The sequence below is a fragment of the Methylophaga frappieri genome (genome assembly GCF_000260965.1).
GTDB classification, from domain to species: Bacteria; Pseudomonadota; Gammaproteobacteria; order Nitrosococcales; family Methylophagaceae; genus Methylophaga; species Methylophaga frappieri.
Genome location: NC_017856.1, coordinates 2,440,547 through 2,453,811, shown reverse-complemented (window position 1 = coordinate 2,453,811; position 13,265 = coordinate 2,440,547). Strand labels below are relative to the sequence as shown.

The window sequence follows — 13,265 nt, the reverse complement described above, 5'->3', positions numbered from 1 at the left end:
TTGAATTTTTAATGAACGTTGTGCCCCCTTCTGGTCATCGACAAATCTGGCAGATAGCAGGTCCAATGATTCTGGCTAATTTATCGACCCCGGTTCTCGGTCTGGTCGATACGGCCGTTGTCGGGCATCTGGAAGCCGCCCATTATCTTGGCGCGGTGGCGATTGGCAGCATGATTTTTACGTTGTTGTTCTGGAGTTTTGGTTTTCTCAGAATGGCGACGACGGGGCTAACGGCGCAGGCCAGTGGCCGCCGAGATCAGTTTTCGATTAACACTGTATTGGTGCAGTCCTGTCAGCTGGCCTGTCTTATCGCGGCTGTGATTTTAATCCTGCAATGGCCTTTGCGTGAAATAGCACTATGGCTCGTACCCGGCTCAGATGCGGTGATGGTCTATGCCAGCATCTATTTTGATGTGCGCATTTGGGCTGCCCCAGCTACATTGATTAATTATGCGATCATCGGCTGGTTGATTGGTTGTGAGTCAACACGTCAGGCCTTGTTGCTGGTACTGGTCATCAACGCAGTTAATATTCTGCTTGATGTGATACTGGTGTACGCCTTGAATATGCATGTCGCCGGCGTGGCACTGGCGTCCTTAATTGCAGAGTATGTCGGGTTATTGGTAGGCGTATTGATTATTTTAAATCCGCGTCGCTATTCTCTAGATTGGCGCCAGCTTGTTCGTTGGCAATCTTTGCCCGTACTCAGACCGAGCCTTATCGTGCATGGCAATTTCATGATTCGCACCCTGTTGTTGATTTCCTGCTTCGCTTTTTTTACCACGCAAGGAGCACGTCAGGGCGATACGATTCTGGCTGCAAATGCCGTATTGCTGAATTTCATTACTTTTATGGCATTTGTGCTGGACGGATTTGCTAATGCCACCGAAGTGCTCACCGGTAAGGCCATCGGCAATCGTTCAGTCACGCATCTTAAGCAAGCATTAAAACTGACCGCCTTCTGGTCCGCTTTAATGGCGGTGAGTTTTACGCTGGTATACGGTTTCGCCGGTAAGCAAATCATTGATTGGCTAACCAGCATTGAACTGGTCGCAGCACAGGCGAAACAACACTTGGTCTGGGTGACATTGGCGCCACTCGCCGGGGTGTTATCGTACTTGATGGATGGCTTATTTGTTGGCGCCACTTTCAGCCGAGAAATGCGCAATACCATGCTCTTTTGCGTACTTTTCGTCTATTTGCCGGCATGGTGGGTGCTTAAAGGCTTTGGTAATGATGGTTTGTGGGCGGCGCTATTGCTCTTTTTGCTGGCACGCGGCCTCAGCCAGAGCGCTTACATTGCTCGCATTATTGCCAAGGCACGTGCTGACTGACCGTCACTTATTTATCGTTTAGCTCAAAATGCTGCTGTTGCTTTGTCAATGGACACGGAAAGTGTAAGACCGTCGCACGAAGCTGAAGTCCACCTGAGTGCGGCTGCCCATAAATCGAATCACCAATCAGCGGTAAACCCGCAGCGGCGCAATGCCGGCGAATCTGATGTTTACGGCCTGAACCAATGGTCACAGTAACATGGCTCTGGTTTGACTCGGCATCGTAATGACAGCGCTGGATTGTTGTATTCGCCTCCCGCCCGTCCAATGGTTCAGCAAAATGTTGCTCATTCGCGGTCATTTGCCCAGACAACACTGCCCGATATTGCTTAAACATTTCTCGCTGTTGAAACAGGTGCGATAATTGGCCAGCCGCATGGTGATCATGGGCGATGATCATCAAACCACTGGCCTCTTTATCCAATCGATGCACCAGAAAGACAGGCCGCTTGGTCACTAACTCGGCAATCCTTAGTAAACTGCAATGATCGCCCCACTCAGTGCCTTGGGCCAAGATACCCGCAGGTTTATCCCAGACGGTATAACGCACTTTATCAGCTACTGGCTGAATCGCAGGCGTTGCTTGCGCCAGAATGACCGAATCATAATGCAGTTCAATTTGCTGTCCCGGCTGTAACGCCAGCGTCGCGCGTCGGACTCGGCGGACCTTTCGCCCATGGCGCAAACGGACAGCGCCTTTTTGCAGGCATTGTTTGAGTTGTTGTCGCGATAAATCGGTAAGTGATGCCAAGCAATCAATCACCGTTTGCCCTGTGTGGGTAATATTTTGCTGACATTTAAAGCGGCGATGTTGTTCTGACATTTCAACCATGACGTGCTTTGGCGTAGAATTAAGGTTTATACAGGAAATACGGCTATGCGGATACGTCTCCCACATTGGATTTGTTTTGCCTTAATCAGTTTCCTGCCCTTTTTGGCGCAGGCGGAGATTTATAAGTGGACGGATGAAAATGGCCAAATCAACTATTCCCAACAGCCCCCCCCAGATCGGCCTGCAGAACAAATACAAGCGCCACCGCCACCGCCTGTGGAACCGGATAAAGCGCAACAGGAAATCGATAATTTAATCGAAAGCCAACAGAAAGCAGCGCAACAAGAGGCCGAACAGCGCGAGGCCGAGCAAGCCACAGCGCGTGAACAACAATTACGTGACGAAAACTGTCAGATCGCCCGAGAAAACCTGCTTGCCTACCAGAATAATCCTGGTCGTCGCTTCATTAATGAGGCCGGTGAAGTAACAAGACCGACCGAAGAAGAACGTCAACAACGTATTGCCAACTATCAAGATCAGGTCGATACCTACTGTCAATAAAGGAGAGACGTTATGCCCTATCTCAACATCACCACAAATCAATCGGTTACCGATGAAAATGCCTTATTGAAAGCCGCCAGCAAAACGGTGGCCAGTGCCTCCGGCAAACCGGAAAGCTATGTCATGATTCGTCTGAATCACAACGTGGCCATGTCATTTGCAGGTAGTACGGATCCTGCCGCTATACTGGACTATCGTTCATTAGGCCTGCCTGCCGATCGCAAAGCATTCTCAGACGCGCTGTGCACCCTTATCGAACAACAAATTGGCGTCAGCGGCAGCCGTACCTACATCAGCATGACCGACAGTGAACGGCAAAACTGGGGATGGGATCACAGTACATTTTGATCCCGTTTGCTTGATGACAAGCCAACTCAAACCTTGACTATAGAACAGGAAATAAAGTCTTACATGCGTACTTCCAAGCTGCTAATCGCCACTTTAAAAGAGACACCGGCTGATGCCGAGATCGTCAGTCATCAGTTGATGCTTCGGGCCGGGCTAATTCGTCGCCTCGCTTCGGGACTCTACACCTGGTTACCGCTTGGTTTGCGTGTATTACGGAAAGCAGAAGCGATTGTTCGTGAAGAAATGAATCAGGCCGGTGCGCAAGAAGTGTTAATGCCATCTGTGCAACCCGCTGAACTGTGGCAAGAAAGCCAGCGATGGGAAAAATATGGCCCGGAATTATTGCGTATTACCGACCGACACCAACGGGACTTTTGCTATGGTCCGACGCATGAAGAAGTGATTACCGACTTGGTGCGCCAAGAAATTCGGAGTTACAAACAGTTGCCTGTCAACTTTTATCAAATTCAAACCAAATTTCGTGATGAAATTCGCCCCCGGTTTGGCTTGATGCGTGCCCGCGAGTTTTTGATGAAAGATGCCTATTCATTTCATGTGGATCAAGCCTGTTTGCAAAAAACTTATGATCAAATGCATGCTGCTTATTGCGCCATATTTAATCGTATCGGCGTCGACTTCCGTCCAGTTCAGGCGGATACCGGCAGTATTGGCGGTAATGCCTCGCATGAGTTTCATGTTTTAGCCAGTTCTGGCGAAGATGCCATCGCCTTCAGTACCGGCAGTGATTACGCCGCCAATGTTGAACTGGCTACCGCAATAAAGTCTGATGCCGTGCGTGCCGAGCCAAGTGCCGATTTGGCAACCGTCAGCACACCGGGAAAACACAGCATAGAAGCCGTCAGTGACTTTCTTCAAGTACCGGCCAAACAATGTGTTAAAACCCTGTTGGTTGAAGGCACTGAAGAAAATCCCGTAGTAGCGTTAGTTTTACGCGGTGATCATGAACTGAATGCCATCAAAGCAGAGAAACATCCTTTGGTCGCCAGCCCGCTGACTTTTGCGACACCAGAGCAAGTCCATGCTGCCTGTGGTGCACAAATTGGCTCTGTGGGCCCTGTAGGACTGCACATACCCGTCATTGTCGACCATGCTGCTGCTCAGCTTGCTGATTTTGTATGTGGCGCAAATATGGATGACCATCATTTCACTGGCGTTAACTGGCTGCGAGATTTACCTCTGCCTGATTCTGCAGATATTCGCAATGTGGTTGCCGGCGATCCAAGCCCGGATGGTCAAGGCACATTGGAAATAGCGCGGGGTATTGAGGTGGGCCATATTTTTCAGCTGGGTGAAAATTACAGCAAAAAAATGAATGCCGTTGTCCTCACCGAAACCGGCCAATCCAAAATTATGACGATGGGATGTTATGGCATTGGGGTGTCACGTATTGTCGCCGCCGCTATAGAACAACATCATGATGAACAGGGTATTATCTGGCCGCAGGCAATCGCCCCTTTCGAAGTTGTATTGATTCCGGTTAATGCCCATAAATCACAGCGTGTTCGCGACCAAGCAGAAACGCTCTATCAAGAGCTTGTTGACGCTGGTGTCGACGTTGTGATTGATGATCGTGGTTTACGGCCGGGTGTTGCCTTTGCCGATTGGGAGTTAATCGGTATTCCGCACCAATTAGTTTTAGGTGAACGCGGTCTTGATAATGGGGTTATCGAATACAAACAACGTGCAACCGGAGAAAAACAGGATATTGCGATAGCCGAACTGGTGACCACCCTCACTGGGCAGCTCCGTTAATTTTCATGACGCTCATTCGTGAACAGGACATCATTGACAGCGTGTTTGCCGCGTTGCAATTTATCGCCAATTACCACCCTAAAGACTTTATTGACGCGATGTATGCTGCTTACCAACGCGAAGCGTCGCCGGCAGCCAAAGATGCGATTGCGCAGATTCTGATTAATTCACGGATGTGCGCTGAAAATCAGCGTCCTATTTGTCAGGATACCGGTATCGTCAATGTCTTCGTTAAGATTGGTATGCGGGTAACCTGGGATACCGATCGAGATTTAACTGAAATCATCAACGATGGTGTCCGCCGTGCCTATCAGCATCCTGACAATGTGCTACGTGCCTCTATTGTTAAGGATCCTATCGGTAAGCGAAAAAATACTGGCGACAACACCCCCGCTGTTGTGCATGTTGAACTGGTTGCTGGCGATCAGGTTTCTATCGATATCGCTGCCAAGGGTGGCGGCAGCGAAAATAAAGCAGTTTTTACTATACTGAATCCAAGTGATGACTTAGTTGATTGGGTATTAAAAACCGTCCCTAAAATGGGCGCTGGCTGGTGTCCACCGGGCATGTTAGGGATTGGTATCGGTGGCACAGCCGAAAAAGCCATGCTGATGGCCAAACAAAGCCTGATGGAAGAAATCAATATTCAGGATCTCATTACCCATGGCCCGGTAACAGCAATCGAAAAACTTCGCGTCGAACTCTATGAAAAGGTAAATCAACTAGGTATTGGTGCACAGGGTTTGGGTGGCATGACAACCGTATTGGATGTCAAAATCAATGATTATCCTACGCATGCCGCATCTTTGCCTGTCGCCATGATTCCGAATTGTGCCGCAACACGGCATGTGCATTTTCACTTGGATGGCAATGGGCCAGCCGAGTTTATCCCGCCGTCATTATCAGATTGGCCCGACATCACTTGGGAAGCCGCGGAAAATACACGCCATGTCAATTTGGATACGCTGACGGCTGAAGACATGCATCAATGGCAGCCTGGCGATACCTTGTTGCTTTCGGGTCACTTATTGACGGGGCGCGATGCGGCACATAAAAAAATTGCTGACTTGATTGCAAATGGGCAACCACTACCCGCTGGCCTCGATTTTAAGGATCGGTTTATCTATTACGTTGGCCCCGTTGATCCGGTCAAAGGAGAAATTGTCGGTCCAGCTGGTCCGACCACGGCGACACGGATGGATAAGTTTACTGAAACCATGTTGGCGAAAACCGGCTTGTTGGGCATGATTGGCAAGGCAGAGCGTGGTGAGAAAACGGTTGATCTCATCAAAAAATATCAATCTGTTTATTTAATTGCTGTCGGCGGCGCAGCCTATTTAGTTTCAAAGGCAATTAAATCCTCTCGTTTAGTTGCTTTCGAAGAGTTGGGCATGGAAGCGGTTCGTGAATTTTATGTTGAAAACATGCCCGTGACAGTGGCGGTTGACAGCCTGGGGCAATCTGTCCATGAGACTGGCCCCGTGCAATGGCAACAGCGCATTGCCGGCATTCCAGTAAAAACCGTAATGCAATAAGAGGAACCTGCCATGGGCTTTGCCATTAGCTTACATATTTTAGCCACCGTGATTTGGGTAGGCGGGATGTTCTTTGCCTTCATGTTTTTACGGCCCGCAGCGGCAACGATGTTGGCACCTGAGCAACGGCTGCCACTATGGCGGAATATTTTTGGTCGTTTTTTTCCATGGATATGGGCGAGTATTGCCATTATCCTCATTACCGGCATCTCGATGATTGTCATGCTTGGTGGTTTTGGGGGACTTTCCGGCGTTGGCGTGCATGTCCATATCATGCTGTTACTGGGCATATTGATGATGTTGCTGTTCATGCACGTCTATTTCAATCCCTTCCGTAAACTGAAGTGGGCAGTGGCCGAACAGGATTGGCTAACCGCGTCTAATGCGTTAGATAATATTCGTAAATTTATTCGGGCAAATCTGATTTTAGGTTTGATCGTTATCGTAATTGGTATCAGTGGCCGCTACTGGTAAGACATGTCCGCCCTTATCACAATTTTGTTTGCATTGTCCCCGAGCTTTGCCGCTGAGATAAGACAAAGTCAATCTGCTGATGGCATTATCGAATTCAGCAACCAGAATATACCTGAGGGCAATGCTGCAACTTCGCACCGACAAACCATCATCTACAAGACCCTCAATAATCAGGGTGATGGGGTGATATTTTCTGACCAAAAACCGCTCTCGGGCGAATTCGAAGTGCTCCGCTACGACTGCTTTGCTTGTAATCCTGATTCATCTATTGATTGGCATACAATCGCCCTAAATACGCGGGATTATCATAATGAAATCAGCCAATTATCAGCAAAACATAATGTCGATCCCGCTTTAGTGCGTGCCGTCATTCATGCGGAGTCAGCATTTCGTGTTGATGCCCGCTCAGCGAAAGGGGCTCAAGGTCTAATGCAATTGATGCCCGGTACAGCCAAGGATATGGGCGTCAAAAACGCGTTTAATGCCAAAGAGAATATTGAGGGCGGCATTAAGTATCTGGCCTTGATGTTAAGCACCTTTGACCAGAACACACGGCTGGCCACCGCAGCATATAACGCTGGTCCCGGCGCCGTGAAACGGTATAAGGGCATACCACCGTATGAAGAGACCGAAGTTTACGTCGAACGCGTTGCTATCTTGCATCAGCGATACCGAAATAGCGCACGCTAGGGAAGTTTAAGCGTCAGCATGCCATCACGCTGGGTCATGTCCAGATGACGCATAAAACTCATGCCTAACAGAACAATCTCGTCAGACATATGGGCGTTAATATTCGCGCTAATCTCACTGAGAACAATACCGCCCAGTTGCACCGTCTGCAATCGTGTCTGATGCACCGTAATGATGCCGTTTGCTGTATTCACCCTGACAGCGCGACCGGCCACTAATCCGGCAGCACGAGCTACACCGGCAGGTATACTGATATGGGTGGCACCGGTATCCAATAAAAAGGTCACATCGTGACCGTTAATTTTTCCCGGTGCCACATAATGCCCTGCTCGATTACGTTCAAGTACGACCTGCGACTGTGGCGTGGCATTATTAAGATGTCGATTAGGATTATCCTGCCGGTCAATAAAGCCATTAAAAAATAACGTTAAGGATGCCATCAATAACAACCAAAATACGATGGCAAGTCCACTGGTGGCGCCGGTTTGTCTGCCCGATATACTCATCTTATTTCATCTGGAACCGTAGTCGCAGTGCGCTAAAGACGCAATACGGCAATCATAATCATCTATTAGTCATATTGGCGGCTTTGCTGACGACGCCGCTTTTCCCAGCGTTTTCGAGCAAACCGTCGCATATTCGGAATATCGTCCGTCTCATCAACAATCGACTTGCCAATCAGCGTTTCGAATATATCTTCCATGGTGACAATGCCCATCCAGGTACCATATTCATCAAAGACCATCGCCATATGCTGATGTTCACGCATCAACTGCGTCATGACCGATTCCACATCCATATGATCAGTGACAATCAACGGTGATTTCATCATGACATCCTGCATCAGCTTATCGTCCTCTACGCCGATAATATCGCGTCGAAATACGACACCGAGGGGAGACTCATCCTCGGCACTTAACACAGGGTAGCGAGAAAATTGGCCACGAGCATATTGCGACATAAACTCAGCGACGGTCTCTTCTGGATAAACATATTCACAGACCGTGCGCGGCGTCATGATGTCTCTGATTTTCATATCATGTAAATCGAGCACGTTTAAAATGACACGCGACTCATCATCGTCAAGCTCACCTAGTTCATGCCCTAACTGCGCCATGGCTTTAATTTCCTGACGTGTATCGCCCTGCTGCTCACTGGTATTATCAAGAATTTTCATAATCCAGTCAGACATCCAGATAAACGGTTTAAGCACTAAAATCATGGTGTTGAGCACGGACGGTAACAAGGGCGCAATAGAACGCCAATAGCGAGCTCCAATCGTTTTCGGCAAAATTTCTGACAGAACCAAAATCAAGATGGTCATCACCGCAGAAGCCACGCCCAGATAACCACTGCCAAATACCACCGTAACCTGCGCACCAACACCTAAGGCACCCACGGTATGAGCCACCGTATTCAGGGTTAGAATCGCCGCCAACGGCTGATCAATTTTTTCTTTAAGCCGATTTAGTTTGCTGTACAAACGCGGCCGCTCGGATCTTTGCTGAGCAATATAGCTGGGCGTAATAGATAATAGGGTAGCTTCGAGAACAGAACAGAGAAAAGAGGCAGCAATGGATAGTATCGCAAAGGCGATAAGCAAACTCATGAAATAGGGTCACTCAGGAAACAAACAAGGTTTAAGTCTAATCTTTCATGAAGTTGCTGTATAGCATCACACTATTTAATCAAATATCCAACCGACATTCATGGTCATACCAGCCGTGCCAAATGGCACCAATTCGACATTTGCCCGACGATATTGCCAACCAACCGCGGGCAAAATAACGGGAGCAATACCCAGACTATTGAATGGCACCTTATCCTGATATTCACCGCGATAACCATGTAACAAGCCAGCGGTTACCTTGATATAAACATTGCTGAACTGACTGACAGGCAGATCATAACGACTGCCGCCATAGACATACTGACTCTGTTGATCAAATGAATTTCGAAATGTTGCAGCACCGGCTAACCATTGCAGATCATCACGCCAGTCACCAAAATCTATCTGATAAGGGCGCGTCTGCGGTGCAAAGTAATACTCAAGATTAATCAATCGCTGGTGATTGTTATGATCTGACTCAGGATCATAATGGGCAGTCCAAACCGAGGTTTGCGCCAATAACCGGTCACCTGGCTGAATCAATCCACCAGCCTGCCCTGTTGAGGCAAACAATCCGATTTGCACAAACAGTAGTAAACGTAACATGAAAACTCCTGACACTGCGTTTATTGCTGATTTATTTATCAACTCTATGCGATTCCAGACAAACTGTCACGATGCTTGCAGCTGGATTACAATATCAGGCATGCACAAATTTGATATCAGCATACTGGGAAGTGGCTGGCTGGGCTTACCCCTGATCCGCTTTTTTCATGACACATACGGCTTGCAGGTGGCCGCGTCAACACGACAACTGCATCGATTTCCAGAGTTAGAATCGGCTGGTGCCCTCCCATTTCGTCTTGACGTGACCGCACCAGCGAAACATGAATTAACGGCTTTTCTGAATGGCCCTATCCTGATCATCAACATCACCTGTAAAGACGTTGCTGCCTTTGCTCAGCTGGCCAAGCATATCGCGGAGAGCCCGGTTTCTACAGTTTTGTTAATCAGCTCTTCTTCGGTTTACAGAAATCTGAACCGCGTGGTGACCGAAGATGAAGGCGCTGAAAACCCAGACAACGCGCTGTTTCAAATTGAGCAATGCTTCCGAGCAGAGTCTGGCTTTAAGACAACAATCCTGCGATGTAGCGGATTAGTTGATCAACGCCGCCATCCAGGTCGTTTTTTTCAACATGGCAAAGCTGTCCCCCAGGCTGACGCGCCAACAAATCTGATTCATCTTGACGATGTCATTGGCATGATTGATTGCATTATCCAGCAACAGTTCTGGGGTGACGTTTTTAATGCCTGCTCTGATACGCATCCAACGAAAAAAATATTTTATTCCTTTGCAAGCGCTTGCCTAAACCTGCCGCCACCAAATTTTGATGACCAAACAATTCCCGCATGGAAGCAAGTGAGTAACGATAAAATCAAACATCAATTAGGTTACCGTTTGATCCACCCCGATTTATTAAAAAGTGGGCTTAATGATGACTAGTACAGCGTGTGCTTGTCAGTCGGGTCTGGACTACAATGTGTGTTGTCAGCCTGTGCTCAGCAATCACAATAAAGCATCAATGGCAACGCAACTGATGCGCGCCAGATACAGCGCTTTTACCTTAGGAAAAATCGACTTTCTCTTACAGACTCTACATCCAGATAAACGCCAACCTGACGATCGGGAACATTTGGAAACAATCTGTGCAACAACCACATGGCTGGGGTTAACTATCCTCGCAAACACGCAACAAACCGACACAGCAAGCGTTGAGTTTGTGGCTTTTTATGATGATTCGCCACTAGGCCAACTTCATGAGCGCAGTCAATTTACTTATGAAACTGGTTTATGGTTTTACCGCGATGGCCTCATTTTGCCACCGGTATCGCTACCACGAAATGCCGTTTGTCTGTGCGGAAGTGGCTTGAAGTTTAAACGCTGTCATGGCCGTTAACCACCCAGATAACGTTTACGTTTGGCTGGTTTCAGCTGGTGTAAATCAACCATCACCAAGCCATCGACACAGTAACCAAAATCGGCATCGACGTTAAAATCAATAAACCGGACACCACCTGACTCACACACATCCGCATATTGTTTGTATAAGGTTGGCACCGTCATTTGCATATGGGCTAATTGATTTTTTAGCATTGCAAAATCAGCATCAGCATCATTTTTTTGCAGAACTTCCTGTGCTCGTGCGACTGATCCAGCATCAGCAACAAACGGAACCCGTGCGGTTGCCAACTGCTCATTATCTGGAAAATAATGCTGGTAGTAAGCCACAATCAACGCTTGCGCATAAGCAGGATAACTATTACTCAAGCTCACAGGACCAAACAAATAGCGTATTTCTGGATATTGCTTCAGATATGCGCCAATGCCATACCAGAGGTAATCGAGACTGCGCTTTCCCCAATATTTCGGACTGACAAAGCTTCGGCCCAGCTCAATACCCTGTTCAAAATACGGCTGCATGGCAGGCTGATAGTCAAATAATTCTGTTGAATAGATCTCGCCGCCTTGCCGTTTAATCGCATCGACCTCACCGATACGATAAGCGCCGGCAATTTCAAGCTCTTGCTCATCCCAGAGAATCAAATGTCGATAACTGCGATCATAGTGGTCAAGATCACGCTTTTTTCCGGTGCCCTCACCCACCTGACGAAATGTCATTTCACGCAGACGTCCAATTTCTTGCATGACGGCAGAATCCGACTGGTAATTAAATAAATAGATTTTTTTATTATCCGCCGTTTCCCCTAGCAATTGTGCCTGCTTAAGCTCTTGTTTAATGATGCGTCTATCTTGGGGATGCGCAACAGTTTGTTCCGTTAGAAAAAGCGGTTTCTTACCTTTAGCAAGACGATACAGGTGCCGCCGTAATAATTTTGCTTTTTCGGCTTTGACCAGTGGTAACGACTCTACTTGCGCGTAGGGGATTGGCTCTCCCACGCACATGCTGATCGTTTTTGAATTTTTGTTAAACATTTCATGCGCTAACATCATGCCGGATAATGGTTTATAAACCATAGAGGCACTATAAAAGAGTGAGGAATTTCTCGCGCCAACAAAAACAGGCAAAATAGGCGCGCCGGTTTTTTTTGCAAAATTCAGAAAACCACTATTCCATTTACCATCGCGCACGCCACTAGGACGAATTCGGGAAACCTCACCTGCCGGGAAGACAATAACAGCCTCATCTTGATTCAAACTGTCAATAATTCTGGCGACACTACTTTTACGCGTTGATTTAGACAGATTATCAACCGGTAAAAAAAGCGGCTTAAGTGCATCAAAATTAAGCAACATATCATTGGCGACAATTTTGACATCTCGGCGAACTTCACCAACCATTTTCAATAAAGAGAGGCCGTCCAAGGCACCTAAAGGATGGTTGGCAATAATAACTACGCGGCCTGTCGCTGGAATATTGCTACGATGGCGATTTGAAATGCTGTAACTGAAGTTGAAATAGTCCAGCACTTCATCGATAAAATCAAACCCGGTTAATTGCGAGTGCCGCGTCAGAAAGTGATTGACTTCCTGTTCATGGGTGATGCGCCGTAAAAACCGCAGTGTTGATTTTTTAAACCAAGGTTTACTACGTTCAAACTTGGGAAATTTTTCTTGAACCGCTTGTTCGATGTTCAGCATTGTTATGCTCTAAACAATTGATTAGCCAACAGTTTAGAGCAGTGATATTAAATATTTATAACAATGTTGTGACAGAAAAGTGACAGTTAGCAAATACGTTTAGGCCGCTTGTACCGGAATCGCATCACGCATGTGTGTGATGTCATTATGCTCATCGAGATAGACCAGCGTGGGCTTAAAATTTTCTGCTTCTTGTACATCCATGGTGTTGTAGGCACAGATAATAATACGGTCACCTGGAGAGGCTTTATGCGCTGCAGCGCCATTCACGGAAATAATGTTTGAGCCGTCTTCAGCGCGAATAGCGTAAGTGACAAACCGCTCACCATTGGCTACGTTATAAATATGAATTTGTTCATACTCACGAATACCGGCAGCAGCCAGCAGTTTCCCATCAATCGCGCAGCTTCCCTCATACTCTAACTCTGAGTGGGTAACACAAGCACGATGTAATTTAGCTTTGAGCAATGTCAGTTGCATGGCAGAGATATCTTGTTAATCAGCCTGA

15 protein-coding genes are annotated in these 13,265 nt (G+C 47.4%); 9 read left to right on the top strand and 6 right to left on the bottom strand.

The window, feature by feature from the left end:
* Positions 1-11 precede the first annotated feature (11 nt).
* Positions 12-1,334 (top strand): MATE family efflux transporter, encoded by a 1,323-nt coding sequence (locus Q7C_RS11820; RefSeq protein WP_238532323.1) that lies wholly within the window; start codon positions 12-14, stop codon positions 1,332-1,334.
* Between the two features lie 7 nt (positions 1,335-1,341).
* On the opposite strand, the gene Q7C_RS11815 is transcribed toward Q7C_RS11820, so the two are convergent.
* Positions 1,342-2,157: an RluA family pseudouridine synthase gene (locus Q7C_RS11815; RefSeq protein WP_041367175.1), complete on the bottom strand. Its 816-nt coding sequence runs from the start codon at positions 2,155-2,157 to the stop codon at positions 1,342-1,344.
* A 54-nt stretch (positions 2,158-2,211) separates the two neighbouring features.
* Here Q7C_RS11815 and Q7C_RS11810 point away from each other — a divergent pair, with 54 nt between their 5' ends.
* The 6 genes from Q7C_RS11810 (at position 2,212) to Q7C_RS11785 (ending at position 7,487) form a co-directional block, all read left to right on the top strand.
* The gene (locus tag Q7C_RS11810) at positions 2,212-2,667 is read left to right on the top strand and encodes a DUF4124 domain-containing protein (protein WP_014705007.1); all 456 of its coding nucleotides are present in this window, start codon (positions 2,212-2,214) and stop codon (positions 2,665-2,667) included.
* Positions 2,668-2,679: 12 nt separating this feature from the next.
* Positions 2,680-3,015 (top strand): phenylpyruvate tautomerase MIF-related protein, encoded by a 336-nt coding sequence (locus Q7C_RS11805; RefSeq protein ID WP_014705006.1) that lies wholly within the window; start codon positions 2,680-2,682, stop codon positions 3,013-3,015.
* Between the two features lie 63 nt (positions 3,016-3,078).
* Positions 3,079-4,788 carry a proline--tRNA ligase gene (locus tag Q7C_RS11800; RefSeq protein WP_014705005.1) on the top strand — a complete coding sequence of 570 codons (1,710 nt, stop codon included), beginning with the start codon at positions 3,079-3,081 and terminating at the stop codon, positions 4,786-4,788.
* Between the two features lie 5 nt (positions 4,789-4,793).
* Positions 4,794-6,323: a fumarate hydratase gene (locus Q7C_RS11795; RefSeq protein WP_014705004.1), complete on the top strand. Its 1,530-nt coding sequence runs from the start codon at positions 4,794-4,796 to the stop codon at positions 6,321-6,323.
* A gap of 12 nt (positions 6,324-6,335) precedes the next feature.
* Entirely contained in the window at positions 6,336-6,797 is a 462-nt protein-coding gene (locus Q7C_RS11790) for a CopD family protein (RefSeq protein ID WP_014705003.1), read from the top strand.
* A gap of 3 nt (positions 6,798-6,800) precedes the next feature.
* Positions 6,801-7,487: a lytic transglycosylase domain-containing protein gene (locus tag Q7C_RS11785; RefSeq protein WP_014705002.1), complete on the top strand. Its 687-nt coding sequence runs from the start codon at positions 6,801-6,803 to the stop codon at positions 7,485-7,487.
* On the opposite strand, the gene Q7C_RS11780 is transcribed toward Q7C_RS11785, so the two are convergent.
* The 3 genes from Q7C_RS11780 to Q7C_RS11770 form a co-directional block, all read right to left on the bottom strand.
* On the bottom strand, positions 7,484-7,993 hold the full coding sequence (locus Q7C_RS11780) for a retropepsin-like aspartic protease family protein (RefSeq protein WP_014705001.1): 510 nt from the start codon (positions 7,991-7,993) through the stop codon (positions 7,484-7,486). The genes Q7C_RS11785 and Q7C_RS11780 overlap by 4 nt on opposite strands.
* Before the next feature lie 65 nt (positions 7,994-8,058).
* Positions 8,059-9,096 (bottom strand): CNNM domain-containing protein, encoded by a 1,038-nt coding sequence (locus Q7C_RS11775; protein WP_014705000.1) that lies wholly within the window; start codon positions 9,094-9,096, stop codon positions 8,059-8,061.
* 75 nt (positions 9,097-9,171) lie between these two features.
* Complete coding sequence (locus Q7C_RS11770) at positions 9,172-9,702, bottom strand: hypothetical protein (protein WP_014704999.1); 531 nt, start codon at positions 9,700-9,702, stop codon at positions 9,172-9,174.
* Positions 9,703-9,802: 100 nt separating this feature from the next.
* On the opposite strand from Q7C_RS11770, the gene Q7C_RS11765 reads away from it, so the two are divergent.
* A complete protein-coding gene (locus Q7C_RS11765; RefSeq protein ID WP_014704998.1) occupies positions 9,803-10,600 on the top strand; it encodes a Rossmann-fold NAD(P)-binding domain-containing protein in 798 nt (265 codons plus the stop codon).
* Positions 10,590-11,054 (top strand): YchJ family protein, encoded by a 465-nt coding sequence (locus Q7C_RS11760; protein WP_238532322.1) that lies wholly within the window; start codon positions 10,590-10,592, stop codon positions 11,052-11,054. Before Q7C_RS11765 ends, Q7C_RS11760 begins: the two co-directional genes overlap by 11 nt.
* Here the strand turns inward: Q7C_RS11760 and olsF are convergent.
* Positions 11,051-12,757, bottom strand: coding sequence for a bifunctional ornithine lipid synthase OlsF (gene olsF / locus Q7C_RS11755; protein ID WP_014704996.1), 1,707 nt, complete (start codon positions 12,755-12,757; stop codon positions 11,051-11,053). The genes Q7C_RS11760 and olsF overlap by 4 nt on opposite strands.
* Positions 12,758-12,856: 99 nt before the next feature.
* On the bottom strand, positions 12,857-13,237 hold the full coding sequence (gene panD, locus Q7C_RS11750; protein WP_014704995.1) for an aspartate 1-decarboxylase: 381 nt from the start codon (positions 13,235-13,237) through the stop codon (positions 12,857-12,859).
* Positions 13,238-13,265 lie beyond the last annotated feature (28 nt).

Coding starts and splice junctions, on each gene's coding strand:
- Q7C_RS11820 (WP_238532323.1), top strand. CDS start 12: ATGAACGTTGTGCCCCCTTCTGGTCATCGACAAATCTGGCAGATAGCA.
- Q7C_RS11815 (WP_041367175.1), bottom strand. CDS start 2,157: ATGTCAGAACAACATCGCCGCTTTAAATGTCAGCAAAATATTACCCAC.
- Q7C_RS11810 (WP_014705007.1), top strand. CDS start 2,212: ATGCGGATACGTCTCCCACATTGGATTTGTTTTGCCTTAATCAGTTTC.
- Q7C_RS11805 (WP_014705006.1), top strand. CDS start 2,680: ATGCCCTATCTCAACATCACCACAAATCAATCGGTTACCGATGAAAAT.
- Q7C_RS11800 (WP_014705005.1), top strand. CDS start 3,079: ATGCGTACTTCCAAGCTGCTAATCGCCACTTTAAAAGAGACACCGGCT.
- Q7C_RS11795 (WP_014705004.1), top strand. CDS start 4,794: ATGACGCTCATTCGTGAACAGGACATCATTGACAGCGTGTTTGCCGCG.
- Q7C_RS11790 (WP_014705003.1), top strand. CDS start 6,336: ATGGGCTTTGCCATTAGCTTACATATTTTAGCCACCGTGATTTGGGTA.
- Q7C_RS11785 (WP_014705002.1), top strand. CDS start 6,801: ATGTCCGCCCTTATCACAATTTTGTTTGCATTGTCCCCGAGCTTTGCC.
- Q7C_RS11780 (WP_014705001.1), bottom strand. CDS start 7,993: ATGAGTATATCGGGCAGACAAACCGGCGCCACCAGTGGACTTGCCATC.
- Q7C_RS11775 (WP_014705000.1), bottom strand. CDS start 9,096: ATGAGTTTGCTTATCGCCTTTGCGATACTATCCATTGCTGCCTCTTTT.
- Q7C_RS11770 (WP_014704999.1), bottom strand. CDS start 9,702: ATGTTACGTTTACTACTGTTTGTGCAAATCGGATTGTTTGCCTCAACA.
- Q7C_RS11765 (WP_014704998.1), top strand. CDS start 9,803: ATGCACAAATTTGATATCAGCATACTGGGAAGTGGCTGGCTGGGCTTA.
- Q7C_RS11760 (WP_238532322.1), top strand. CDS start 10,590: ATGATGACTAGTACAGCGTGTGCTTGTCAGTCGGGTCTGGACTACAAT.
- olsF (WP_014704996.1), bottom strand. CDS start 12,757: ATGCTGAACATCGAACAAGCGGTTCAAGAAAAATTTCCCAAGTTTGAA.
- panD (WP_014704995.1), bottom strand. CDS start 13,237: ATGCAACTGACATTGCTCAAAGCTAAATTACATCGTGCTTGTGTTACC.